The sequence below is a fragment of the Actinomadura chibensis NBRC 106107 genome, from assembly GCF_001552135.1.
GTDB lineage: Bacteria > Actinomycetota > Actinomycetes > Streptosporangiales > Streptosporangiaceae > Spirillospora > Spirillospora chibensis.
Window position 1 is genome coordinate 15,298 of the sequence record NZ_BCQP01000086.1, and the last position, 24,721, is coordinate 40,018.

Sequence of the window (24,721 nt, forward strand, 5' to 3'; positions counted from 1 at the left end):
CCCCCGCCGGTTCGTGATACAACGAGTATCCAATGAAACGACTTGTATCATCGGAGGTGTCCGGATGGCCGCCGGTCAGCAGCGGGTGACGACAGCCGAGCAGCCCGGACGGGACCGCATGTCCCGGCTGCTGATGGTCCTGCTGGCCGCCGCGGTCGGCGCGGCGGTCGCGAACCGGTTCTACATCGAGCCGCTGCTGGGCCTGGTGGCCGACGAGTTCGGCGTGTCCGACGCGGCGGCGGGCCTGCTGGTGGCCGGCGCGAACGTGGGCTACGTGGTCGGCCTCGTGCTGCTCGTGCCGCTCGGCGACCTGCTGGAGCGGCGCCGGCTGGTGACGGTCATGCTCCTGCTCGCCGGTGCGGTGGCCCTCGGCTGCGCAGCCGCGCCGGCGCTTCCCGTGCTGGCCCTGGCGCTGGCCGGGCTGGCGATGATGTCGGTGTGCGCCCAGATCCTGATCCCGCTCGCCGCCTCCCTGGCGGGGCCCGACGAGCGCGGGCACGTCGTCGGCTTCGTGACGAGCGGCCTGCTGATCGGCACGCTCTCCGCGCGCACGCTCAGCGGGTTCGCGGCCGGGCTGGCCGGGTTCCGGCTGATCTTCGTGATCGCGGCGGCGCTGATGGCCGTCCTCGCGGTCCTGCTGAACCGGGTACTGCCGCCCTCGCCGCCGGCGCGGCGGAGCGGCTACCGCGCCCTCCTCGGGTCGGTGCCGGCGCTGGTGGCGTCCGAGCCGGAGCTGCGCCGCCGCATGATGCTGGCCTTCCTCCAGTTCGCCGGTTTCACCGTGCTGTGGACGCCGATGGCCTTCCTCCTCACCGACCCGCCCTACGACTACGAGGCGACGACCATCGGCCTGTTCGGGCTCTTCGGCGTCGCCGGAGCGGCGGTCGCCCCGCTGGCGGGACGCCTCGGCGACCGCGGCCACAGCGGCCGCACCGTCACGGTCTCGCTGGCCGTGGCGCTCGCGAGCTGGGGGCCGCTCGCCCTCGGCGGCACCTCGGTGGCCGCGCTCGTCGTCGGCATCTTGCTGCTCGACGCCGGTTTCCAGGGCGCCCACATCAACCACCAGCGCACCGTCTTCGCGCTGGACCCGGAGGCGCGGAGCCGGATCAACACCGCCTACATGCTCGCGTTCTTCCTCGGCGGGGTGGCCGGGTCGGCGTCGGCCGCGTTCGTCTACGGCGCCGCCGGGTGGTCCGGGATCTGCCTCCTCGGCGCCGGGCTGGCCGCGGCCGCCCTCGCCGTCTGGTGGATCACGGCCCCGCGCGGGGCGGCCACCCCGTCCTAGTCGAGGCGGACGACCCCGTTGAGCAGCGTGATGACGAGGCCGTCCACCTGGTCGTGGCGGACCTTGAGACGGGTCGCCATCTCGTCGCACGGCACGAACCCGGTGACGGTCCCGATCGCGGTGACGGACCGGTCGATGTCGGCGTCGCCGCGCAGGCGCCGGTCGTCGGCCAGCCTGCGGACGAACGCGGTGACCTGGTCGTAGCGCCACTGCTCCCGGCTCCCGACGACCCGCCCGGCCGCCGGGTCCACGGCGGCGAGGCCGATCAGCCTGCGGAACAGGTCGGGATCGGTGCCCCAGAACCGGCACAGCTCCGCGACCATGGCCCGGAACGCGGCGGCCGGGTCGGCCATGGCTGAGGCGGTCTCCAGGCCGCGCACCACCTGGGCGCGCTGGGCCAGGTCGTCGGCGACCGCTTCGAGCAGCCCGAGCTTCGACGTGAACTGGCGGTAGATGGTGACCCGGGTGATTCCGGCGTCCGCGGCGACCTGCTCCAGGCTCAGCCGGTGGTAGCCGACCTCGATCAGATTCTTGCGGGCCGCGGCGACGATGGCGCTCCGGGTCCGCGCGACCCCCGCCGCGCGCAATCCCGCGGCGGCCCCCCGGGACTCCCTCTCGCTCACGGGCCCATGCTACAAGCTGTAACCAATGCCGCAGCTCACAGGCGGAACGCGGCCGCGACCGGACCGCGCCGGCGGGCTCCGCGGGGCCCTGCGCGGCCGCCGCCGGGTCCGTCCACATGACCTGCCAGCCGTGCGGCGCGGTGGTGTCACTCTTCCGGGGGCGGCTCGTCGGGGGCGGGCGCGTATTCGACGTAGAGCGGGGTGGCCAGGATCAGGCGCTTCGCCTCGCCGAGGCGGCCTCCCGCCGGTACCGCCGCGGTGACCCTGGCGAACCCCTCCAGCCAGGTCGCCGTGCCGGCGTCGAATCGCCGGTCCAGGGCCTTGATGATCCGGGTGAGGCCCGAGGCCAGCGGGCTCCCCGTCTCCGCCGGCGCGACCAGGGGGTCCGGCGACGCCCGCATCGCCCGGAGCACTTCGGCGACGTTGTCGGCCAGTTCGTAGACGAATTCGCCGCCGCTCGGCGCCGCGCTCAGGCGTTCCACGTCCGGGCTGACGTCGATGGTCCTCGGCCTGGTCCGCAGATGCCGGGACGAGCCGTGCAGCAGGACCCGCGTCGACGGGTCGGGCAGCCGGTCCTTGTGATCGGCGAAGAGCACCGGCAGGTTGAAATAGGGACCGCCCAGGATGCAGTGGTTCATGGGCGTCTTGAGGTAGATCCAGTCGCCGGGGCGGGCCTTCGCGTCCTGGTAGGGCAGGCTCTTCCCGTCGATCTGGCCGACGATCTTCCGGAGCCTGTCGAGCTGCGTCGCGGCGTCCCCGGCGGCGGGCTGCGCGGACTCCACGTTCAGGGTGACGAACGGCGCCTTGATCTCGCCCTTGAGCAGGCCGAAGCGTCGCCGGGATCTCGCCGCGTCCAGGAGCGGGCCCATGAGCTTCTGGTCGGAGAGGTAGACGAAGTCGAAGAGCTGCTCTGCCACTCAATCCTCCGGTGAGTCCTGCGCCCGCACCCGTTTCCAGACCTCGTCGAGAAGTCCGCTGATCTGGCCGCCGACGTCGGCGGAGATCCCGTACCGGCGCGCCAGGTCGGCGTCGGCGAGCGCCTGTTCGAGCTGCGCCTCCACGGGCGCGAGCCCGCTGGTCGCGTCGAGGACCGAGCGCAGGAAGGCCGTCGTCCGCGCGCCGTAGGCGGCCCCGTCCTGCGGATGCCGCGCGACCGCGAGGTGGGCGTAGTTGATCGCTTCGCGGTGCCGTCGCGCCTCGGAGAGCCACGAGACGACCCTGACGAAGGACTGCGTCGACTTGGAGAACAGCAGCGAGCGGTCCATGGCCTCGATCGCGCCGTCCACGTCCCGCAGCGCGTAGCGGATCGTGGCCAGGTTGAACCACGTCCTGCCGGTGTCCGGCGCCAGGCTCAGCGCCTCCTCGGAGAGCCGCCGGGCTTCGAGCATGAGCTGGTGCGACCTGCCCATGGCCACCGCCGCCCGCTCCGAGAGAAGGGCGGAGCGCGCCGTCTCGGAGTACTCGGCCTGCCGGGCCCGCACCTCTTCGAGGATGTCCGCCGCCTCCTGGTAACGCGACGACTCGGTCAGGCAGCCCGCCATGAGGATTCCGCACATCGCCCACACTTCGGGGAATTCGACGGTCCTTTCCCGGAGTTCGCGGGCCGCCTCAAGCCCTTCCTCATGGAAGCCGAGGCGAGAAAGACCCTGCGCGGCCGCATAGGCCAGCCCGATGTCCGGTTGCGCGGCCCGCGGCTGCTCGGTCGGGAGGCCGCGCGACGCCATCACGGCCGCGAGCCGCGACCGGACGTCACGCGGGTGGGGCCGGTTCTCCGGGTCCTTCTCCAGGCATTCGAGAACGAGCTCGGACAATCGCGGATCGACGTCGTCGGGACGTTCGGGTTCGGCGGTGAGGTGGCGCTGACGGTAACTCTCGTTGCCGTCCGGCCGTCCGTAGACGGGAGAGCCGGTGAGCAGTTCGTAGACCATGCAGGCCCACGAATAGACGTCGCTGTAAACGCTCGCCGGTCTGCCCAGTACTTGTTCGGGCGCCATGTAGAGGGCGGTGCCCTCCAGGCTGAGGGAGGCCGCCGCGCCGCTCGACGGGACGAAGTCCTCCATGGTCGCGGAGATCAGCGCCTCCTCCGCCGAGCGGGAGAGCCCGAGGTCGGTCAGCTTGGCGACGCCGTCGGAGGAGATCAGGACGTTCTCGGGCTTGAGGTCCCCGTGGACGAAGCCCTCCAGCGTGGAAAGGGCGTGGATCAGCCCGTCGAGGATGTTCAGGGCCAGCGGCATCACCTCCTCTTCCGGGAGGGGCTCACCTCTCAGCAGGCTCCGCAGCGACCGCGGCAGATACTCCATGACGAGAAGCGGAACGTCCTGAGGGGAGTAATGCACATGGATTACCTGCACGAGATTCGGATGACCGCCCAGCCGGAGCCACAGGTAGCACTCCCGCATGAACATCTCGGGCAGGTTCTTGATTTCGGTGAACGGCTTGTCGAGGCGTTTGACCGCGACGATGGAGCCGTCCCGGGGGAACGCGGTCTCGCAGATGTACACGCGGGTGGCCGTCCCCCGCAGAACCCTGATCGGTAAATACGCCGACACCGGAAGCGGCGGGTTCTCGCTGGGGTGCTCCTCCGGATGCCGCGGGGAGAGACCGTCCACCACGGAGTCGGCGGGCGGCCGGTCCGCGGAATGGCCGTCGGGCGGGCGTTCCTGCCACCACGGCGGGACCTGGGGCAGCATCATCGTCTGCTCCAGGAGTTGCTGGGCGAGTGCGGGCTGCGAGGTGGCGAGCAGCTCGCTTGCATACCGGGCCGCCGCCGCGCGGACGGGAGGCGCGGCCGCGGACATGCCCGCGGCGCCGACGAGGAGCTCGACGGCCTCCGCGCGGTCGGCGTCGCGTCCCTCACGCGCGAAACGCGACCGCAGCGCGCGGCCGAGGTTCACGGCGAACTTCGCGTGGTCGGGATGGTCGTTCGGCGTGGCCTCCAGAGCCGCGCGCCACGCGAGCAGCGCCGCGTCCAGATCGGCGGGCGCCCCGGTGCGCTCGTGGCGAGCGTGCAGGGCGTTGCCCAGGTTGCCGTTCAACGCGGGGCGCCGCACGTGGCCGACGGGCACGTCGTGTACCAGCCGTGCGAGGACGCCGATCGCCTCGTCCAGGTCGGCCACGGCGTCCGGTCCGCCGGTGTGGTCGGCCCTGCACGTCAGGGCGAGGGCCATGTTGGCCTCCACCGTCCCGACCAGAGGGGCGTCGGGGGCCGACGCGACCGCCTCGCGGTAGAACGCCAGCGCCTCGTCCAGATCGGCCCGCCGCCCCGTGCGGGTGAACCGGCCCTGCAGGGCGTCGGCCAGGACGAGCAGGAAGGACGGCCGCTGCGGGTCGTCCGCCTCGACCATCCCGAGGGCCTGCCGGGCCGCGCTCACCGCCTCGTCGGCGCCGCCGAACCGGTCCGCGTGCTCGGCGCGGGTCTGCAGCAGGGTGCTGAGGTTGAGGAGCATGAACGGGCCGTGCCGCGCGTCGACGGCCGGGACCGCCGCGATCGCGTCCCGGAGCGAGCCGATCGCGTCCTCGAGATCCGGCAGGGCCCCGCCGCGCTGGTAGCGGGAGTAGAGGACGTGGCTGAGCTCGTTCAGCAGCAGCGGACGCTCGCCGGGGGCGGCGTCGGCGAGCCGTCGCCGGACGTCGGCGACGGCGGCGTCCAGGTCCTTGGGCGCCGCCGTGATCCCGAACCGGTGCCCGCGCAGGTCCGTGGCGTGCACCTGCCGCTGTCCCGCCTGGGGGTGGTCGTCGCCGGTGGAGGCCGCCGCCTGCTCGGCGTACGAGACGGCCTCGTCCAGGTCCGTCCTCCGGCCGGTGAGCGCGTACCGGTCGCGGAGGGCCTCGGCGAGGATGGTCAGCACGATCGGACGGTCGGGAGAGCCGCCGGAGGCGCCCGTCAGGGCCTCCTGGGCGAGATCCACCGCCCGGTCGAGATCGCCCGTGTTCCGGGACGACCTGTACCGGTCATGGAGCGCCCCGGCGAGATTGCACGTGGCCAGGGCCCGCGCCGGACCCCCATCGCCGGCCCGCCGGGCGCGTTCGAGGACGGCGACCGCCTCGTCCAGATCCTCCGGCGCGCCCAGGCGCGCGAACCGGACCCGCAGCGCGTTGCCCAGGTTGGAGGCCGCCACCGCCCATCCCCGGCCGTCGGGCTCGGCGGCCACCGCTCGGCGGCCGACCTCTACGGCCTCTTCCAGGACGGACGACTCGTCCGTCTCGTCGAACACCATCTGCAGGGTGTCGCCGAGGTTGGACAGGGCCTGCCGTCCGACCGCGGCGGCGGGATCCGCGACGGCCACCGCCGTCCGGCCGACCTCCAGCGCCCGGTCCAGGTCCGCCCGCCGCCCCGTGTGCAGGTACCGGAAGCGCAGCGCGTTGCCGAGGTTGGTCAGCAGGGCGGCCCGGTGCTCGGCGGGCAGCGCGCCCATGGCCTCGACCGCGCGTTCCAGCCGGTCCGCCGACTCGTCCAGGTCCGCCACGTCCGCGGACAGGCCGAAGCGATGGTTGAGGGCGGCTCCGAGGTTGGCCGTGGCGGCGATCCCCCGGGGGTCGTCCTCGGGCAGGGCCCGCACGAACCGCCGCCACACGTCGACCGCCCGATCGGCCAGGCCGGGATCGGGCGAGGCGTGGGCGGCCTCCAGCATGCCGATGGCGCCGACCGTGACCGTTCCGACCAGCCAGGCGATCAGGTCCCCCGGCAGGCCCTCGAGATCGGCGCCTTCCAGGAAGGGGGCGAAGAGGAGGCCGAACACGGCCTGCAACTCGGCATCGTCGGGCTCCCCGTCGGCCTCCCCGTCGGCGGGGCCCGCGTGGGCCCGCAGCCAGTGCGCCCAGCCCAGCGCGCGACGAGCGGGCAGCTCCTCATCCCCGAAGCCCTCCTGGTCCAGGAGGGCGGACAGCTCACGGATCTGCCGGGTGACCTCCGGCTCCAGCAGCGCGGCGGCGTCCCCGCCCGCGGCCGCAAGCCTCACACGCTCCGCCAGCACGGCGCACAGCTCGGCACGTCGCTCACGGTCGGCCACGCAGCCGACTCTGCCACGCACGGCGCCGACCGGATATCGGCCGACGCCGTATGGCCGGTTCCGGCACCTTCCTCCGCAGCGGCGCATCTAACGAAGGTGTCTCGTTCGTCCCGATCAAGGCCGGGCGCGTGCTCTGATCGCCTCAACCGGTGAGGAGACCAGGTGAACAAGATCCGTCGGGTCGCGCGCATCGTCACCCTGGCCGCGCTCGCGGTCGCCGCGTCGGTCGCCGCCAACCAGGTGCTCAACGCGGGCACGGTGAGCTTGCGGTGGGCCTACGTCGCGCTCGCCGTCGCCGTCCTCGCCGCGCTCTACGGCGAGGTCTTCGCGGCGGGGTCGCGCGCCCCCGAGCAGTCGCCGATCGCGAGCGGACGCAGCGGGGTCTACCTCCGCCAGCTCCGCGCCAGCGTCGCCCACATGGAGATCGTCGGCATCGCCACGCAGAGCGAGTTCGTGATGGGGATGCGGCAGGTCTACGTCGATGTCAGCCTGGCCCCCAAACCGTCGCAGGAGACCGCCCGGGAGAAGTACATCGGCGCGGTGACCGAGCAGCCGGGCGAGCGCAGGACCCTTGAGTCGTTCCTCACCGACAGGTCGCGCCGGGTGCACGCCGTGATCGGCGGGCCGGGGTCGGGGAAGACGACGCTCGTCCGGCACACCGCGCTGCGGTTATGCGAGCGCAGGCTGTTCGGGAGGCAGGCGTTACCCGTCCTGCTGTACATGCGCGACCACGCGGGGGCGATCCTCGCCGAGGAGCCGAGCGGGCTGGCCGAGGTCGCGGCGGCGGCGGGCTGGCTCGCCGGGAAGATCCCCGCCTCCTGGCTCGAACGCAGGCTGGACAGGGGCGGCTGCGTCGTCCTGATGGACGGCCTCGACGAGGTCGCCGACGAGGACGACCGCGTCCGCGTGGTGGCCTGGATCAAACGGCAGATCGAGCGGTTCCCCGACAACCGGTACGTGCTCACCTCGCGCCCGCACGGGTACCTGTCCAACCCGCTGGGGTCGGCGGAGGTGCTCCAGGTGCGGCGGTTCACCGGCGACCAGGTGTCGCGCTTCCTCCGCGGCTGGTACTACGCGATCGAGTGCCGGGCGCTCGGAAGCTCCGGCCCGCACATCCAGCGGATGGCGTCCGGCAAGGCCGACGACCTGCTCGGCCGCCTGCGCGGCACCCCGGCCCTCTACGACCTGGCGGCCAATCCGCTGCTGCTCACGATGATCGCGAACGTGCACCGGTACCGGGGGGAGCTGCCGGGCAGCCGGTCCGGGCTCTACCGCGAGATGTGCGACGTCCTGCTGCACCGCAGGCAGGAGGCGCGCGGGCTCAAGGACGCCACCGGGCTCCGCGGCGCGCAGAAGGAGCGCGTCGCCCGCGCCCTGGCCCTCGCCATGATGCGCGCCGAGAAGCGCGACATGCGCGTCGGGGAGGCCGACCGCGCCATCGCGCAGGTCCTGCGCGGCGTGTCCCAGAACGTCGCGCCGAAGACGTTCCTGGACGAGGCGCGCAAGAGCGGGCTCCTGGTGGAACGCGAGCAGGGCGTCTACTCGTTCGCGCACCTCACGCTGCAGGAGTACCTCGCGGCCGCGCAGATCGGCCAGCAGCCGGAGTGCCTCCGCCTGATCGTCGACAACGTCGACAACCCGTGGTGGCGGGAGACGACGCTGCTCTGGGCCGCCGAGGTGGACGCGACGCCGGTCATCGCCGCCTGCCTGGCCCGGGCGACCGTCCGGTCCCTGTCGCTCGGGTTCGACTGCGCCGAGCAGGCGCTGGAGGTCGATCCCGACGTCCGGCGCGACCTTGAGGAACTTCTCCAGGTCCGGGAGTTCGCGGACGACGCGCAGCGGCGGCTGATCACCGGCGTCCGCGCGTCGAGGGCACTGCGCGAGGTCGTCTGGACGGTGGACGGCACGACCGTCTGCGCGCATCCCGTCAGCCGCCAGCTCTACGCCCAGTTCGTCCGGGATGAGCGCGCGGCCGGACTGCACACCCCGCTGGCCCTGCCGCGCGCCGACGAGAACGACGCGGAGACCCCGGCGTCTGGGCTCTGGCCGGACGACAACCAGCGCTTTCTGGGCTGGCTGAACGCGCTCTTCGACGACGGCACCACCTACCGGCTGCCGACGGCGGCCGAGCTCGGGGACTCCGCGACCGAACTCATCCCCGAGGTGGCCACGCACGCGGTGTGGATCAAGGACGACCCGGAGCGCCTGCGGCACCAGCGGGTGGTGGGCGAACGGCCCTTCTACGGCTGGGCCGGAAGGTGGATGAGCTTTCCGGGTCCCGACCTGGACCCGACCCGGGGCCACCGGGAACTGGCGTTCAGCAGCCATCCGGATCAGCTGCTCGCGTTCGGCCATGTCTACACCGTCGCCCGGGCGCTCGGGGCCGAGACCGGGGCCGAGTCCGCGGCCGACGGCGGTGACCGCACCCTGAGGATGCTGGCGCTGGCCTCGATGCGCTCACTCGATCGATGCGTGGCGAAGGCGCGGCTCCTGGAAGGGATGTCCGGTGAAGCGCTCCTGGCGCGGCGGGATCTCGTGACCGAGTTCGACGTGGAGGTCGCCACCGCCCGGAACCTGCTCACCGGGGTCGTCCGCCGCCTCAACCGGAGCGGGCGCGAGCGGCGCGCGCAGGCGACGGTCCTCCAGCGGGCGGCCGAGCAGATCCGCGTCCGCGCCGACGAGCTCCACTTCGACCTCCAGCGCACCCCCGCGACCGACGGGCCCGCGATCGAGGCCCGTATCCGCACGCTGATCGAGACGCTCACCGAGGCGCTGAGACTGAGCCGCGAGGCGACGGCCTCCTATGTCGGCGAGCTGGAGGGCGAACTCGAGCGCGTCCTGTTCGCCCCCTCCCAGGACCTCCCGGTGGAGGGGATGGGCGACTTCGACCGCGTCCGGTCGTCCAACCGGATCGACGGCAGCGTCCTGTACCTGGATCTCGCGGTCAGGTTCGCCCAGCGTTCGGACCGGGAGGCGCTGGACGCGATCATGACCGCCTTCCGTCACCTCCGCCGGTACTGGAACGCCCGCCATCCCGAGGAGGCGACGCGCAACCGGCCGGGATTCGAGCAGGTCATCAGCGACATCAGGGAGGACCTGACGGCCTGGGCCTCCTGGAGGGAATGGCCCATCGAGTATTTCCTCCATCTAGCGGAGACCACACTCGCCCCGGCGATGTCGTCGCTGTCGCCGCCGTTCGACGACCGGAGCGCCGGTTCGCTGGCCGGGCTGCCGGACAACATCGTCAGGCTGGTCCGGCAGGCGATCTCCAGAGAGAAGCCCGTCGACTTCACCGAGCTCGCCTGCGTGCGCATGGAGATCCTCGCCCTCTTCACCCTGATGGACGCCACGCTGCACCAGGAGCACATGCGGCTGCTGGCCGACCTCTACCACGTCCTGATCGCCTTCCAGGACGGCGAAGCGGCCCTGAACCGGCCCTCCACGGACGAGGACGACAGCGAGGTCGCGGACGTCCTCATCCTCGTCAGGAACTGAGGACGGCGGCGGGCCGTCAGTCGACGAACTCCGCCGGGGCGGGACGGCGGCGGTCGACGCGGAGGCGGAGGACGTCGGCCCGCGCGTAGTGGCCGGCGGGGTCGAAGTTCTGGCGTTCGGCGCGGACGGCGGCCGGGTCGATGTCGGCGGTGACGAGCCGCTCGTCGCCCGAGACGGGCGGGACGACCCACCGGCCGTCGGGCCCGGCGACGGCCGAGCCGCCGTCGTAGCGGGACGCCTGGTCGGCGAGCTCGTCGCGGAAGGGGAAGCCGGCGGGGATGTCGGCGTAGGAGAACAGGGCCCCGGCGGCCAGGGAGTAGACGCGGCCTTCGAGGGCGATGAACCGGGTGATGTCGCCGGTGAGGCGGGACGAGCCGGGCCAGACCGAGACGTGCAGGTCCTCGCCCTGGGCGTAGAGGGCGTGCCGGGCCAGCGGCATCCAGTTCTCCCAGCAGACCAGGCCGCCGACGGCGAGCCCGCCGACCCGGTGGGTGCGCAGGCCGTGCCCGTCGCCGACGCCCCAGACCAGGCGCTCCTCGTGCGTGGGCATCAGCTTGCGGTGGGCGCCGACGATCCCGCCGTCCGGGGAGATCGCGACGAGCGTGCAGTAGACGGTTCCGCGGACGCGCTCGGTGACGCCGAGGTAGGTGAAGACCTTCAGGTCGCGGACGGCCTCGGCGATCACGCGCAGCTCGGGGCCGTCGAGCTCGACGGCGGCGTCCAGGTAGGCGGCGTAGGCGCGTTTCTGGTCGGGGTCGTCGAACCTGGCCCCGCCGGTCCGCTCGACCCAGAACGGATAGCCCGACAGGAACGTCTCGGGGAAGGCGACCAGGTCGATCCGGTCCGCGGCGGCCCGGTGCAGGAACTCCAGGACCTTGGCGACCCCGGCGGCGGGGTCGAGCCAGGGGCATCGGGCCTGTGCCGCTGCGACGCGCATACCCGTGATCCTCTCAGGGCGGTCAACAGGGCGGGCGCGGCTCAGCGGGGGTCGGTGGGCGGGACGGTCCTGACGGTCGTCAGCTCGCCGAGCCCCGACAGGGTGAGGACGGGCTCCAGGAGGGGCGGAGCGATCAGCTCCAGGCGCTCGGCGTGCGCGAAGAGGACGCTCAGCCCCGCGCTGTCGAGGTATTCGACGGCGCGGAGGTCCACGACGAGGCGGCCGTCGCCGCCGTCGCCGCCGTCGCCGTCGAGGGCCGAGGCGACGGCGGCGGCGAACGCCTCGCTGTTGCTCATGTCGATCTCACCGGCGGCCGTCAGGAGCGGGGTGCCGTCCGGGCGCCGACCGGTCGTGAGGGTCAGGGGTGCGGTCATGGCTCGATCCTGGTGTGCATGCGGACGGTGGTGCCGTCGGGTCCGGGCGTGATCGTGAGCTGCTGCATCATCGCGCGCATCAGGGCGGTGCCGCGGCCGCGGTCGGAGTCGGGATCGGGGCGCGGGGTCCGCCACCGGCCCGAGTCGGCGACGGTCAGGTGCAGCCGCTCCACGTCGACCTCGGCGCGCAGCCTGACGGTGCGGCCGGGGGTGTGCCGGTGCCCGTGCTCGATGGCGTTCGCGCAGGCCTCCCCGGCGGCCACGAGGACGCTCTGCGCCGTGCGCCGGGAAAGCTGGCACCGGGCGAGCCAGTCGCGCAGGGCCTCGCGGACGGGCGCGAGCTGGGAGGACTCGGCGGGGAAGGACACCTCCAGCGGGGCGGGGTGCCGGTACAGCAGCAGCGCGACGTCGTCGTCGTAGCCGCCGGGCGGCGCCAGCAGGCCCATGATGCGGGTGGCGAGGTCGTCGAGGGCCTGGTCGCGGCCGTCCTGGACGGTGCGGCCCGCCTGGGCGATGCCCTCGGTCAGGGCGCGGCGCCGCCGCTCGACGAGGCCGTCGGTGTACAGCAGGACGGTGGCGCGGGCCGGGATGACGGTCTCGGCGCTCGGCCGGGGCCGGCCGGGCCTGACGGCGAGCGGCACCGACCGGCCGTCCGCGAGCAGTTCGACGCCGCCGTCGCGGTGGGCGAGGATCGCGGGCGGGTGCCCGGCGCTGGAGTAGGTGAGGCCGCCGGTGGCGGGGTCGAGGACGCCGCAGAAGACCGTCGTGCAGGCCGCCCCGGAGACGCCCGCGGCGAACCGGTCGAGCGCCATGAGGGTGTCGGCGGGGCTGGAGTTCTGGAGCAGGAGGGCGCGGCAGGCGCTGCGCAGCTGGCCCATGACGGTGGCCGCCTCCAGGCCGCGGCCGACGCAGTCGCCCACGACGATGCCGATGCGGCCGTCGGGGAGGTCGAAGGTGTCGTACCAGTCGCCGCCCACCTCCAGCGGGCTGGCCGCGGGCTCGTAGCGGACGGCGAACCCCTCCGGCAGCCGCGAGGGGCCGAGGATGGCGCGCTGGAGCGCGAGCGCGGCGTCGCGCTGCTGGTCGATCTGGTGGGCGCGGACGAGTCCCTGCGCGATGTGCCCCGCCAGCAGCGTCAGCAGCACCTGGTCCTGGTCGGTGAAGGGGCGCCGCTCGCTCAGCTCGACCCAGACCGCCAGGGTCCCCTCGGGGTGTTCCAGGGTGATGGCGGCCGGATGCTCCGCCGACGGGGTGAGCGTGGGGTGGTCGCGCAGGGCGTCCAGTTCGCCGCGCCTCCGCTCGGGCAGCGCCCGCCAGGTCAGGTGCCGGTCGGTGCTGGTGAGGGCGGGCGGCGCGGCGTCCCGGAACAGGACGGCGAGGACCCGCCGTGCGCGCCACAGCCTCCGCAGTTCGTCGAGCGCGCCGTCCAGGGCGTCCGCCAGGCCGGCGGCGCCGGCGAGGCGCAGGCTGAGCGCGGCGAGGGCGCTCTCCCGCTGGATGGCGTAGTGCTCGGCGGTGACGTCGCGGAAGGTCCCGACGACGACGCGCCGCCCGGTGTCGGGGTCGTGGACGTGGTTGAAGGACGCGCTGATCCACAGCCGGTGCCCGTCGCGGTGGTCCACGGGGATGGTGTGGGTGCCGTGCGGCCTGTCCAGGAGGGAGGCGAAGGCGTCGGAGGCCGCCCGGTGCGCCTCCGGGTCGGCGCTCTCGCTCGGCCACCACGGGTGCACCGGCGGATAGGGCAGATCTTCCGGCCCGTAGCCGAGGATGCCGGTGAACGCGGCGTTGATCTCGATGACGGCGCCGTCCTCGTCGCAGACGAAGAACGCCTCCTGGAGCGAGTCGACCAGCGCCGAGCGCCAGCGGGCATGGTGGTTGCGCATCCGTGCCAGTTCCAGGTTCGCCCAGACCCGGGCGAGCAGCTCGGCGGCGGCGAAGGGCTTGAGCAGGTAGTCGTCCGCGCCCGCGCGCAGCCCCTCGATCGACGCCTCCTGGCCCGCGCGGGCCGACAGCAGCAGCACCGGCACCGCCGCGGTGCGCGGGTCGGCGCGCAGCTCGGCCACCAGCTCCAGCCCGTTCAAGTGGGGCATCATCACGTCGCTGACCACCAGGTCGGGGGCGTCCCGGCGCACCGCCTCCAGCGCGGCCCGGCCGTCGGTGACGGTGTCGACGCGGTAACCGGCGCCGCGCAGCAGCCGCCCTAGGTACTCGCGCATGTCGCCGTTGTCGTCGGCGACCAGCACCGTCGCAGGCGCGGCGTGCACCCCGGCGGACGCCGGACCGGACGCCGGACCGGGAGCCGGGTCCGCGGCCGCGCCGGGCGGCGCGCCGGGGTCGCGTCCGGTGGGCTCGCCGGGCAGCCAGCGCAGCACCTCCTGGACGTAGGGGTCGGCGGTGGACGACACCGCCGGGGCCGCCCCCCGCGAGCCGATGGCGCCGGGCGGCAGGTGGGCCGTCCCGAACGGCAGCCGGATGGTGAAGCGGGTGCCCTCGCCCTCGCGGCTGTCGGCGGCGATGGCGCCGCCGTGCAGGCCGACGAGCTCCTTGACCAGGGCGAGGCCGATGCCGCTGCCCTCGTTGGAGCGGGCGCGGGCGTTCTCGATGCGGTGGAACCGCTCGAACAGCCGCGGCATCTCCTCCTCGGGCACGCCGACCCCGGTGTCGGCGACGGTGACCAGGGCGTACCCGTCCCCGGCGCGGACCGAGACGCGGATGCCGCCGTCGAAGGTGAACTTCAGCGCGTTGCTGAGCAGGTTGAGGACCACCTTCTCCCACATGCCGTGGTCGAGGTGCACCGGCTCGGGCAGCGGGGGGCAGTCGACGTCGAGGCTGAGGCCCGCCCGGTCGACGGCGGAGCGGAAGACGCTGGCCAGCTCGGCGGTGATCGCCGACAGGTCGGTGGGCTCGTAGGTCGCCCGCATCCGGCCGGCCTCGATGCGGGAGAAGTCCAGCAGGGTGTTGACCAGCTTGCCGAGCCGCAGCCCGTTGCGGCGGACGACCTCAAGGTCCTGCCGCACGTCCTCGTCGGCGTCCGCCAGCCGCCCGCGCAGCTCCTCCACCGGCCCCATGATCAGGGTGAGGGGGGTGCGGAACTCGTGGCTGATGTTGGAGAAGAAGGTGGTCTTCGCGCGGTCCAGCTCGGCGAGCTCCTCGGCCCGCCGCTGCTGGGCCTGGTAGCTGCGGGCTCCGGCGACGCCCGCCGCGAGGTGCCCGGCGGTCAGCTCCACGAACCCGCGGTAGCCCTCGTCCAGCGGCCGGTACCGGTTCAGCCCGGCCACGAGGAACCCGTACGGCGCGTCGCCCTGCCGCAGCAGCGGCACCGCGAGCGCCTGGACGGGCGGCAGCGGCCACCCCCCGGTCGCCAGCCCGGTGAACGGGCCGCCGTCGAGCGGCACCAGCGCCGATTCGCCCCGGGCCAGCGCCGCCGCGGGCCACACCGCCCGCGTCCCGGAGCCGCCCTCGGAGTCGTCGTCGGGGTCGTCGGGGTCCTCGGGGGCGTCCACGGGCAGATGGAGCGGCGCGGCCGGATGCCCCGGGGAGATCCCGGTCGCGCCCGCCAGCCGAGCCGACCCGCCGTCGAACAGGTAGGTCAGCGTGAACGGGAGGTCCAGGCGGTTGCGGTCGAGCTGCCGGTGGGCGAAGGCCAGCGCCTCGGACTCGGCGCGCACCACGCTGGGGTCGGAGCCGAGGTCGCGCAGCGTCGCCATCCGCCGCTGGCCGATGACGCGCTCGGTGTCCTCGCTGACCACGCACAGCATGCCGACCACGGCGCCCGCGTCGTCCCGCAGCGGACTGTAGGAGAACGTGTGATACGTCTCCTCGGTGTACCCCGACCGCTCCAGGAAGAGCAGCAGCGCCTCGTCCCAGGTCGCCCGCGCCGTGGTGAGGACGGTGTCGATCCGCGGGCCGATGTCGTCCCAGATCTCGGCCCACACCTCGCGGGCCGGACGGCCCAGCGCCCAGGGGTACTTGCGGCCGAGGGTGTCGCGCCGGTACGCGGTGTTGCAGAAGAAGGTCAGCTCCGGACCCCACGCCATCCACATCGAGAAGCGTGACGACAGCAGGATGCTCACGGCCGTCCGCAGGCTCTGCGGCCAGGCGGCAGGCGGGCCGAGCGGGGTCGCCGTCCAGTCGACCGCGGCGAGATGGCGGCCGACCTCCGCGTCGGCGGCGAACGCGTCCGTCCCGGCGTCGGCCTCCCCACGACCTTCACGACCGTCAGATTGCGTCACCGGACGTCCTTCCGCGTCGCCCTCTCCACTCGTCTCGCTTCCCCCGAAGGCGGGGAAGAGGTGATGCGTAGAAAAAGTAGGATAGAGCAGCTTATGGGCGAACCCGTCCACCGTCCGGCCGGCACCCTCCCCTCAGGAGTCCTCTCGGTGACGCAATACGACCTCACCATCGACCGCCCGATCCGGGACGACGACGTCCCCGTTCTACGCGTCGCCGGAGACCTCGACCACCACACCGCCCCGCGGTTGCGGGAGGCCCTGGAGAAGGTCCCGTTCACCGCCGGTCAGGGCGTCGTGCTCGACCTGTCCGATCTCGCCTACTGCGACTCCACCGGCGTCACCGTGCTCGTCAACGCCTACAAGCGCTCGAAGCCGACCGGCGGCCGGCTGCTGATCGCCGGCCTCAACCCCGATCTCCTCCAGGTCTTCACGATCATCGGACTCGACCAGGTCTTCGTCTTCCACCCCACGGTCGACGAGGCGGTCGCCGCCTCGCACCAGGCGTGACGAACCCGCGGGGCGGCGTCGGGGCGGCCGACGGCCTTTCCGCCCTTCATGTCCGTAATGCTCGGGCAAGGACGGTACTGTGCGGGCGGCACTGTCGCGCGACGTCGAGCGGGCTCGCGCGTGATGGAGGGGAGTACGGCCGATGACCGGTGCGTCGGACGGCACGCGTCTTTCGACGCTGCTGAAATCGGAGCGGGAGACGCTGCTCGGCCGCTGGGTGGAGATCGTCGCCGGGAACATGCGCGGGCGGCTCACGGCGGACGAGCTGAGGGTGGAGCTGGGCGAGCTGTACGCGCTCATCGAGCGGGCCGTCCTCGGCGGCCCGGCCGATGAGCGCGGCGAGGCCGCCGGGGAGCTGCGGTCAGCGCTGGCGGAGATGTCGCGCAGCCGCGCCCGCCGGGGGTTCACCCCCACCGAGACCGCGACCAGCGTCTTCGCGCTCAAGCAGGCGGTGCTGGAGCGGGTCGAGGCGTCCGCCGACACCGCGGCCTACGCCGAGTTCGCCGGGTTCTCCGCCCGGGTGGACGAGCTGGGGCTCGTGACCTTCGAGACCTACGCCGCCGCCCGCGAGCAGGTCATCGCCGACCAGATGGAGCAGTTGCTTGAACTGTCCACGCCGGTGGTGAAGCTGTGGGACGGCATCCTCGGCGTCCCCCTGGTCGGCACGCTGGACTCGGCCCGCACCCAGGTGGTCATGGAGTCGCTGCTGGAGCGCCTCGTCGAGACGGGGTCGCAGATCGCGATCCTCGACATCACGGGAGTGCCCGCCGTCGACACCGAGGTCGCCCAGCACCTGCTGAAGACGGTGATGGCCGCCCGGCTGATGGGCACCGAATGCGTGATCTCCGGGATCCGGCCGCAGATCGCCCAGACGATCGTGGCGCTCGGGGTCGAGTTCGGCGAGATCGCCACCAAGGCGACCCTGGCCGACGCCCTCGCGTACGCGCTGGCCAAGAGCGGTGCACGCCCGGGCGAGCGGACGGACGCCTGATGGAGCGCGTGCCGATTCTCAAGATCGGTGACGTCCTGCTGGTGTCGATCCAGGTCGACTTGCAGGACCAGACCGTCCTCGCATTGCAGGAGGACCTGGCCGAGCGGATCGTCGCCACCGGCGCCCGCGGCGTGATCATCGACATCACCGCGGTCGACATCGTGGACTCCTTCATCGGGCGGATGTTCGCCACCATCGCCTCGATGTCGCGGCTGATGGACGCCGAGACCGTGGTGGTGGGCATGCGTCCCGCCGTGGCGATCACCCTGGTGGAGCTCGGGCTCTCCCTCGGCGGGGTGCGGACGGCGCTGGACCTGGAGAAGGGCATGCGGCTGCTCGGCGCGCCGCTGCCCGCCGCCGGTCCGGCCGCCTTGGACGGCCGGTGACGCCTTCGCCGGGCGACGAGCTGCCCATCGCCTCCAACGAGGACGTGGTCCAGGTCCGGCAGAGCGTCCGGGCCGCCGCCGCGGCGGTCGGCATGTCGCTGGTGGACCAGACCAAGATCGTCACCGCGGCCAGCGAGCTGGCCCGCAACACCTTCGTCCACGGCGGCGGAGGCTCCGCCCGGGTCGAGCGGGTCGTCAACGCGCGCGGCCGGGCCGGTGTCCGGCTCGTGTTCACCGACAAGGGCCCGGGGATCCCCGACGTCGGCCAGGCGCTCACCGAGGGATGGACGACCGGCGGCGGCCTCGGCCTCGGCCTGCCGGGCACGCGGCGGCTGGTCGACGAGTTCGCGCTGGAGACCGCGGTCGGCGAGGGCACCACGGTGACGGTGGCGAAGTGGGTCCGCTGACGCCCACCGGCTGGTTGGGCAGCCCGCCCGCCGGCGACGCGGTGTGGGCGCGGGTGGAGGAGCCGAGCTCCGCCGCCGGGATGCGGCGCCACGCCGCCCGGCTCGCCGGACGGCTCGGGTTCGGCGCGGACCGCCTGGGCCAGATCCAGATCGCGGTCACCGAGGCCGCCACCAACCTGGCGAAACACGCCGTGCGCGGCGAGATGCTGGTCCAGGTGGTCCGGGCGGGCGACGACGCCGCGTTGGAGATCCTCTGCCTGGACCGGGGCCCCGGCATGCGCGACGTCCCCGGCTCCCGCCTGGACGGGTACTCCACGGCAGGCACCCTCGGCATCGGCCTCGGGGCCATCGAGAGGCTCGCCGACCACAGCGGCGTCCACTCGCTCCCGCGGTCCGGCACCGTGCTGTTCGCCCGCTTCCTGCGCGCGCGCGGCGAAGAGGGCGCCGCGATGGCGCCGTCCCGGCTGCCCTTCGCCGGGCTGACGCGCCCGATCGAGGGCGAGGAGGAGTGCGGCGACGCCTACGTCGCCCGGGTGGACGGCGGCACGATCTACGCGATGCTCTGCGACGGGCTCGGGCACGGACCGATGGCGGCGCGGGTGGCGTGGGAGGCCGTCGCGGCGGTGCGCGAGGCGGCGCTGCCCGCCGGGCCCGCCGACCTCCTGGAACGGGTGCACCGGCGGCTGGCCGCGACGCGCGGCGGCGCGGTCGCGGTGGCCGCCGTCGACCCCGGCCGGGGCGTCGTGCGGTTCGCGGGGCTCGGCAACGTCGCCGGATGGATCATCGGACCCGACCGCCGGCAGGGCCTGGTCTCCGTCCCCGGCATCGCGGGGGCGCAGGCGAGGCGGCTGCGCGAACAGGTGTACGAGCTGCCGCCGGGGGCCGCGGTGGTGCTGCACTCCGACGGGCTGACCGGCCGGTGGGACGTCGCGGGCCGCCCCGGCCTCGACCGCGACCCGCTGCTGCTCGCCGCCGACCTGCTGCGCGAGGCGGGGGTGCGGCACGACGACCGCGGCGTCCTCGCCGTGACCACCGCCGGGTGGAGGTGAGGCGTGGCCGAGGAGCTGCTGCGGTTGCGGATATCGGACGAGGAGGGCGTCTTCGCCGTCCGGCAGGCCGGCCGGCGGGTCGCCGCCGCCGTCGGGCTGGACGCGCAGGACCAGGTCCGCGTCGCCACGGCGCTCAGCGAGGTGGGCCGCGAGCTGTTCGCCCACGCCGGTGAGGTCACCGTGGTCTTCCTCCTGGACGGCGGGCATCCGCCCGGCCTGGTGGTGGAGCTGGACGCCGAGCCCGCCGGGGGCGTGGACCGCCCGCGCGCGGGGGACGCCGCCGCCGCGCGCCTGCTCGACCGGGTCGAGGACGTGGGGCCGCCGTCCGGGCGGGGCGTCCGCCTGCGCAAGAACCTGCACCCCGCCGGGCTCGCGGTGGACGGCCCGGCGCTGGACGAGCTGCGCGGCACGCTCCGGCGGCTTCGTCCCATCCCGGCTCTGGAGGAGCTGCGGGCCCAGAACGCCGACCTGGTCGAGGCGCTGGAGGACGTCCGGCGGCAGCGCGAGGAACTCCGGGTGCTCAACGCCGAGCTGGAGGAGACCAACCAGGGCGTCATGGCGCTCTACAACGAGCTCTCCGTGGAGTTGGAGGAGACCAACCGGGGCGTTGTGGCGCTGTACGCCGAACTGGAGGAGAAGACCGAGCAGCTCAGCGAGGCGGGCGCGGCCAAGAACCGGTTCTGGGCCAACGTCAGCCACGAGCTGCGGACCCCGGTCAACGCGGTCATCGGCCTCACCCGGCTGCTGCTCGACCCCGCCGCCGAGTCCCTCACCGGGGAGCAGCGGCACCAGATCTCCCTGATCGCCGACGCCGGGCAGACGCTGCTGTCGCTGGTGGGCGAGCTGCTGGACATGGCCAAGGCCGAACAGGGCCGGCTCGCGCCGCGCCGCGGCGTGGTGCGCACGCCCGTCCTGCTGCGGCGGCTGTCGGAGCTGCTCGCCCCGATGGCGCAGCCGCCGCGGGTGGAGCTGCGGACGGAGGCCGACCCCGCCGCGCCCACCGACGTCGTCACCGACGAGGAGATGCTGACCCGCATCCTGCGGAACCTCCTCGCCAACGGCCTGAAGTTCACCGACGAGGGGGAGGTGCGGCTGACCGTCCGGCAGACCCCGGAGCACCTGGAGTTCGTCGTCGCCGACACCGGCGTGGGCATCCCGCCCGGCGAGCAGGAGCGCGTCTTCGAGGAGTTCTACCAGGTGCCGGGCGGCAAGCGCGGCGGGACCGGACTCGGCCTGCCCTACTCCCGGCACCTCGCCCGCGCGCTCGGCGGCGACCTCCTGCTGACCAGCGAGCCCGGCGCCGGGACCACGGTGACGCTGCGGCTGCCCCCGCAGCGGAGCCTCGCCGAGCTCGGGCTCGGCCACGTGCTGGTCGCCGACGCCGACGAGGCCGCCCGGCGGGCCCTGCGCGGCCTGCTGCACGGCGCCGCGGAGCGGGTCAGCGAGGCCGCGGACGGGGCCGCCGCCCGCGACCTGCTCGCCGCGGACCCGCCCGGCCTCGTCCTGCTCGGGCCGAACCTGCCGGACTCCGACGTCGCCGCCGCGCTGGCGCGGCCGGCGCCGGGGACCGTCGTCGTGCTGGTCCACGCCGACGGCGCCCGGCCGGACGGCTCCGGGCCGGGGCACGCCGACGCGGTCCTGGCGGAGGACCAGCTCTCCCCGATGATGCTCGCCGACGCGGTGTCGCGCGCCCGCGCACAGCGTTCACAAGGGAATGACGGATGAGCGACAGATGAGCGACAGCCCTTCGTACACGACCCTGGTCGTCGACGACAACGACACCAAGCGCTACATCATCGGGAGCTGGCTGCGCCGCGCCGGCCACACCGTCGTCGAGGCCGCCTCCGCCGCGCAGGTCTGGGAGCGGCTCGCCGGACACGAGGTGGACCTGGTCGTCCTGGACATCCAGCTCCCCGACGTCAACGGCATGGAGGTCTGCGAGCAGATCAAGGGCTCGCCCGCCACGGCGTCGCTGCCGGTGATCCACATCTCCGCCACGGCCGTCGACGTCGCCGACCGCACCGACGGGCTGCAGCGCGGCGCCGACGCCTACATGACCGACCCGATCGATCCGGGCGAGTTCATCGCCACCGCCGAGGCGGTGCTGCGCTACTACGGGGCCCGGCGCCGGGCCGAGCGCATCGCCGACCGGATGGCCGCCTTCACCCGGACGTCGCTCGCCGTCAACGCCGCCGAGACCTTCGACGCGCTCGCGGTGATCGCGGCGCGCGGCGCCGTCGAGATCTTCGCCGCGCCCGCGGCCGTGTTCCTGCTGCCCCCGGACGGCCGGATGAGGCGGACCGTCGCCTCCGGCGGCGCGCCGCGGTCCCTGCCGTGCCCGCCCGGCATGCCCGACCGGCTGGCGGGGCTGACCGGGCTCGGCGAGGACACCGGCACCCGGGTCGCGCGGGTCTCCGCCGAGCGGTGGAACGAGCTGCTGCCGGACGCCGTCATCGAGGACGACGTCCTGCTCGTCACCTCGCGGATCAAGCCGGACCGCCCCCCGATCGGCGTCGCGATCGGGGCGCGCGGGGCGGCCGACGAGGACGACGCCAACCTGCTGCGCCAGCTCGGGCAGACGCTCGTCCTCGCCATGGAGGCGCTGCGCTCCTACACCGTGGAGCACCTGATCTCGCTGACCCTCCAGCGCAGCCTGCTGCCGGCGTCCCGGCCGGTCGTGCCGGGCTGGACGTTCGCCGTCCGCTACGAGCCCGCCAGCGACCAGGCGGAGGTCGGCGGCGACTTCTACGAGGTCATCGACCGGGGCGAGGAGGTGCTGATCGCGATCGGGGACGTCCAGGGCCACTCCCTGCACGCCGCCACCGTGATGGCCGAGCTGCGGCACGCGCTGCGCGCCTTCGCCGAGGAGGGCCACGACGCCGTCGCGATCCTCGGACTCCTCAACGACGTGCTGCAGCGCTACCACGACGATCAGACGGCCACCATGTGCCTGATGACCCTGGACCCCCGGACGGGTGCGCTGCGGGTGGCCAACGCCGGGCATCCGCCGCCCCTGCACATCGCGGAAGGACGGGTCGAGTACGGCGGTCGCGGCGGTCTGCTGCTCGGCTTCCCCGTCAGCCACGTCGGGAGCGAGGAGCTGACGGTGCCGCCCGGCGGCGCCGTCGTGCTGATCACCGACGGGCTGGTCGAGGAGCGCGGCGTGCCCCTCGGCGCCAACCTCGACCGGCTGCGCGCCGTCGCCGCCCACATGGACGACGACCTGGAGAAGTTCAGCGACCGCATCATCGCCGAGTTCGGCCCGCGCGAGGACGACGTCGCCCTCATCGTGCTGCGCCGCGACCCCGGCTGAGGGCGTCCCCGGCTCTCCGGGGCCCGTCCATTCGCTTCGGTGCGGCGGGGGTAAAAATCGGGGTAAGGGCGTGGAATAGTTCGGTCCCGGAAGGGCATATCCGGGGCCGGAGGTGCACACATGGTTCCGCTGCTACTGGTTCTTCTGCTGATTATCGTCCTTGCCGGCGCGGGTTTCGCGTTGAAAGCACTGTGGTGGATCGCGATCGCCGTCCTGGTGCTCTGGCTGATCGGCTTCGTGGTCCGGCCGAGCGGCGCCGGCGGCCGCCGCGGCCGGTGGTACCGCTGGTGAGCGGGCGTCCGCGCCCCTTATCGAACCCGCTGAGTCCGCGGCCGAAGAAGGGCCCTCGGGCCGTCCTCCCAGACGGCCCGAGGGCCCGGGCGGACGCCGAAGACTGAAAAAGCGCCCGCCAAAACCAACGCGGTAGGGTCATTTCGGTTGAACGTGGGGCGCCGGGATTTGATGATTCCCCGATACCCCGGAGGCTGGAGGGAAGGCGCGTAAATCGCGCGCCCCCGCTGTTTCCCCGCCAGGACTGCCTCGAAGCACGGACCGCGGACCGCTCGCCGTTCGGGATCTCGAGACCACACGGGAACCCGGCCGCCATGATGAGACCAAACAAGGTCAAAGAAGCACCGTGCATCTGGATGCACTCGCTCACTCGCCGTCTTGGTAGCCTGATCGGCCCCCGCCCGGGACGGCGTCACCCTATGCACCGATGGTGGCAGATCGTCCTGATCGTGTCGAGTGGTCGGCGGGTGTCAGGGTTTCACTGCCCGGTGTACGTGGTGAGCCATTCGACCAAGGGGCGTAGGTCGCGCAGGATGTCGCGGACGGTGGTCAGGGCCTGCCTTCTGGTCGCCTTCGTCTTGGGGACGCGCTTCTCGGCGCCCAGCGACTTGCACCGGATCAGCTCGATCCGCGGGTGGTCGGCCGAGTAGCCGCGCGGCTGGGTCTTGACCCGCTCGCCGACCAGGGAGAACCCCTTCTCGCGCAGCCGGTCCACGATCGCCTGCGCCTCGGCGCCCGACGCGTCGTCGGCGACGGCGGCCCGGTAGGCCGCGGTGCTGTCGGGGGTGAAGGCGTGGAAGCCGCCGCCGACGAACAGGCCGTCGGCGCCGAGTTGCAGGTAGTAGCCCGCGGGGCCCTTGTCGCCGATGGTGGCGCCCTGGTTCGTCTTGTAGGGCGACTTGTCGTTGCTGAACCGGGTGTCGCGCTGGGGGCGGAAGAGCTTGGCCGGGCCGAACTCGTCCTCCAGTTCGTCCAAGAGCGTCTGCATCGGTTCGCGGACCGCGCCGTCGTAGTCGGCCTTGTGCGCGTGCCAGTGCTCGCGCGTGTTGTCGGCCTCCAACTCCTTGTAGAAGTCGAACGCCTTGCGCGGGATGCCGTCGAAGCCCATCGGTCCTTCCTTCCTCAGAGTAGGGCGGCGAAGCGCTCGACCACCTCCGCGGCCTGCGCCGCGTTCAGCCGGGGGTCGCAGGCCGTGCGGTAGTGCGGCAGCTCGGGCGGCGGGCGGAACGGCGCGGGCGCGGTGGTGCACTCCGTGACGTCCTCGGGGGTCATCTCAAGATGCAGCCCGGCCGGGTGGCCCCGATGGGCCCGCATGACGCGGACGAACGCCACGACCTCGTCCAGGATCGCCTCCATGAGCCGGGTCTTCGGCCCCCTTCCGATGCGCATCGTGTTGCCGTGCATCGGGTCGCACAGCCACACGACCGGCCTACCCCGCCGCGCGACCTCCGCCACCATCTCGGGCAGGAGGCGGCGCACCCGCGTGCTGCCGAGCCGGACGATGAACAGCAGCCTGCCGTCCTCGCCGTCGGGATTGAGCAGGCGGCTGAGCCGGACGGCCTCCGCCGGGCCGACGACCGGCCCGATCTTGACGCCGACGGTGTTGACGACGGAGCGCGCGAAGGCGACGTGCCGGCCGTCGGGCTGGCGGGTGCGGTCCCCGATCCACACCGAGTGCGCCGAGGCGGCGTAGTCGCCCCGCACCAGCGGCCGCTCGTAGTCGAGCAGCAGCGCCTCGTGGGAGACGAAGGCCCGCTCCAGCGGCGGCCGGCCGGTCCACGAGTCGCGCACCACCCGCAGCACCCGCTCGGCGCACCGGTGG

The 24,721-nt window shown here is 73.5% G+C and carries 18 protein-coding genes; 10 read left to right on the forward strand and 8 right to left on the reverse strand.

Annotated elements, in window-relative coordinates; translation table 11 throughout:
• Nucleotides 1–64 precede the first annotated feature (64 nt).
• Nucleotides 65–1,285, forward strand: coding sequence for an MFS transporter (locus ACH01S_RS39080; protein ID WP_067904703.1), 1,221 nt, complete (start codon nt 65–67; stop codon nt 1,283–1,285).
• Here ACH01S_RS39080 and ACH01S_RS39085 read toward each other — a convergent pair.
• From ACH01S_RS39085 to ACH01S_RS39095, 3 genes are all read right to left on the reverse strand, one after another.
• Nucleotides 1,282–1,908, reverse strand: coding sequence for a TetR/AcrR family transcriptional regulator (locus ACH01S_RS39085; RefSeq protein WP_083981651.1), 627 nt, complete (start codon nt 1,906–1,908; stop codon nt 1,282–1,284). The two genes, ACH01S_RS39080 and ACH01S_RS39085, sit on opposite strands and share 4 nt — an antisense overlap.
• 146 nt (nt 1,909–2,054) lie before the next feature.
• A complete protein-coding gene (locus ACH01S_RS39090; RefSeq protein ID WP_067904708.1) occupies nt 2,055–2,825 on the reverse strand; it encodes an SAVMC3_10250 family protein in 771 nt (256 codons plus the stop codon).
• Nucleotides 2,826–6,917, reverse strand: a complete 4,092-nt coding sequence (locus ACH01S_RS39095; protein WP_067904711.1) for a serine/threonine-protein kinase — start codon at nt 6,915–6,917, stop codon at nt 2,826–2,828.
• Between the two features lie 162 nt (nt 6,918–7,079).
• Here ACH01S_RS39095 and ACH01S_RS39100 point away from each other — a divergent pair, with 162 nt between their 5' ends.
• Nucleotides 7,080–10,412: an NACHT domain-containing protein gene (locus ACH01S_RS39100; protein ID WP_067904714.1), complete on the forward strand. Its 3,333-nt coding sequence runs from the start codon at nt 7,080–7,082 to the stop codon at nt 10,410–10,412.
• Between the two features lie 16 nt (nt 10,413–10,428).
• On the opposite strand, the gene ACH01S_RS39105 is transcribed toward ACH01S_RS39100, so the two are convergent.
• Genes ACH01S_RS39105 through ACH01S_RS39115 form a run of 3 tightly spaced genes read right to left on the reverse strand, consistent with a single transcriptional unit; the run spans nt 10,429 to nt 15,955 of the window.
• Nucleotides 10,429–11,349 carry a carbon-nitrogen hydrolase family protein gene (locus tag ACH01S_RS39105; RefSeq protein ID WP_083981652.1) on the reverse strand — a complete coding sequence of 307 codons (921 nt, stop codon included), beginning with the start codon at nt 11,347–11,349 and terminating at the stop codon, nt 10,429–10,431.
• A gap of 41 nt (nt 11,350–11,390) precedes the next feature.
• A complete protein-coding gene (locus ACH01S_RS39110) occupies nt 11,391–11,723 on the reverse strand; it encodes an STAS domain-containing protein (protein WP_067904720.1) in 333 nt (110 codons plus the stop codon).
• Nucleotides 11,720–15,955: a SpoIIE family protein phosphatase gene (locus ACH01S_RS39115; RefSeq protein WP_067904723.1), complete on the reverse strand. Its 4,236-nt coding sequence runs from the start codon at nt 15,953–15,955 to the stop codon at nt 11,720–11,722. The genes ACH01S_RS39110 and ACH01S_RS39115 overlap by 4 nt, the downstream gene beginning before the upstream one ends.
• A gap of 147 nt (nt 15,956–16,102) precedes the next feature.
• Here ACH01S_RS39115 and ACH01S_RS39120 point away from each other — a divergent pair, with 147 nt between their 5' ends.
• From ACH01S_RS39120 to ACH01S_RS39155, 8 genes are all read left to right on the forward strand, one after another.
• Nucleotides 16,103–16,462, forward strand: coding sequence for an STAS domain-containing protein (locus ACH01S_RS39120; RefSeq protein ID WP_067904751.1), 360 nt, complete (start codon nt 16,103–16,105; stop codon nt 16,460–16,462).
• Between the two features lie 142 nt (nt 16,463–16,604).
• Nucleotides 16,605–17,453: an STAS domain-containing protein gene (locus tag ACH01S_RS39125; protein WP_067904726.1), complete on the forward strand. Its 849-nt coding sequence runs from the start codon at nt 16,605–16,607 to the stop codon at nt 17,451–17,453.
• Nucleotides 17,453–17,839: an STAS domain-containing protein gene (locus ACH01S_RS39130; protein ID WP_174564942.1), complete on the forward strand. Its 387-nt coding sequence runs from the start codon at nt 17,453–17,455 to the stop codon at nt 17,837–17,839. Before ACH01S_RS39125 ends, ACH01S_RS39130 begins: the two co-directional genes overlap by 1 nt.
• Nucleotides 17,836–18,246, forward strand: coding sequence for an ATP-binding protein (locus ACH01S_RS39135; protein ID WP_067904729.1), 411 nt, complete (start codon nt 17,836–17,838; stop codon nt 18,244–18,246). Before ACH01S_RS39130 ends, ACH01S_RS39135 begins: the two co-directional genes overlap by 4 nt.
• Nucleotides 18,234–19,295: an ATP-binding SpoIIE family protein phosphatase gene (locus ACH01S_RS39140; RefSeq protein ID WP_083981654.1), complete on the forward strand. Its 1,062-nt coding sequence runs from the start codon at nt 18,234–18,236 to the stop codon at nt 19,293–19,295. The genes ACH01S_RS39135 and ACH01S_RS39140 overlap by 13 nt, the downstream gene beginning before the upstream one ends.
• Nucleotides 19,296–19,298: 3 nt before the next feature.
• Complete coding sequence (locus ACH01S_RS39145; protein WP_067904732.1) at nt 19,299–21,020, forward strand: sensor histidine kinase; 1,722 nt, start codon at nt 19,299–19,301, stop codon at nt 21,018–21,020.
• 7 nt (nt 21,021–21,027) lie between these two features.
• Nucleotides 21,028–22,608 carry a fused response regulator/phosphatase gene (locus ACH01S_RS39150; protein ID WP_083981655.1) on the forward strand — a complete coding sequence of 527 codons (1,581 nt, stop codon included), beginning with the start codon at nt 21,028–21,030 and terminating at the stop codon, nt 22,606–22,608.
• Between the two features lie 120 nt (nt 22,609–22,728).
• Nucleotides 22,729–22,899, forward strand: a complete 171-nt coding sequence (locus ACH01S_RS39155) for a hydrophobic protein (RefSeq protein WP_067904738.1) — start codon at nt 22,729–22,731, stop codon at nt 22,897–22,899.
• Nucleotides 22,900–23,377: 478 nt separating this feature from the next.
• Here ACH01S_RS39155 and ACH01S_RS39160 read toward each other — a convergent pair whose 3' ends face one another.
• Complete coding sequence (locus ACH01S_RS39160; protein WP_067904741.1) at nt 23,378–24,007, reverse strand: DUF2461 domain-containing protein; 630 nt, start codon at nt 24,005–24,007, stop codon at nt 23,378–23,380.
• Nucleotides 24,008–24,021: 14 nt separating this feature from the next.
• A partial coding sequence (locus tag ACH01S_RS39165) for a 3-deoxy-7-phosphoheptulonate synthase (RefSeq protein WP_174564943.1) occupies nt 24,022–24,721 on the reverse strand: 700 nt, incomplete at its 5' end.

Bases quoted from the DNA above. Each gene is read 5' to 3' on its own strand.
- ACH01S_RS39155 (WP_067904738.1), top strand. From the start codon at position 22,729: ATGGTTCCGCTGCTACTGGTTCTTCTGCTGATTATCGTCCTTGCCGGC.
- ACH01S_RS39125 (WP_067904726.1), top strand. From the start codon at position 16,605: ATGACCGGTGCGTCGGACGGCACGCGTCTTTCGACGCTGCTGAAATCG.
- ACH01S_RS39080 (WP_067904703.1), top strand. From the start codon at position 65: ATGGCCGCCGGTCAGCAGCGGGTGACGACAGCCGAGCAGCCCGGACGG.
- ACH01S_RS39110 (WP_067904720.1), bottom strand. From the start codon at position 11,723: ATGACCGCACCCCTGACCCTCACGACCGGTCGGCGCCCGGACGGCACC.
- ACH01S_RS39130 (WP_174564942.1), top strand. From the start codon at position 17,453: ATGGAGCGCGTGCCGATTCTCAAGATCGGTGACGTCCTGCTGGTGTCG.
- ACH01S_RS39150 (WP_083981655.1), top strand. From the start codon at position 21,028: ATGAGCGACAGCCCTTCGTACACGACCCTGGTCGTCGACGACAACGAC.
- ACH01S_RS39105 (WP_083981652.1), bottom strand. From the start codon at position 11,349: ATGCGCGTCGCAGCGGCACAGGCCCGATGCCCCTGGCTCGACCCCGCC.
- ACH01S_RS39160 (WP_067904741.1), bottom strand. From the start codon at position 24,007: ATGGGCTTCGACGGCATCCCGCGCAAGGCGTTCGACTTCTACAAGGAG.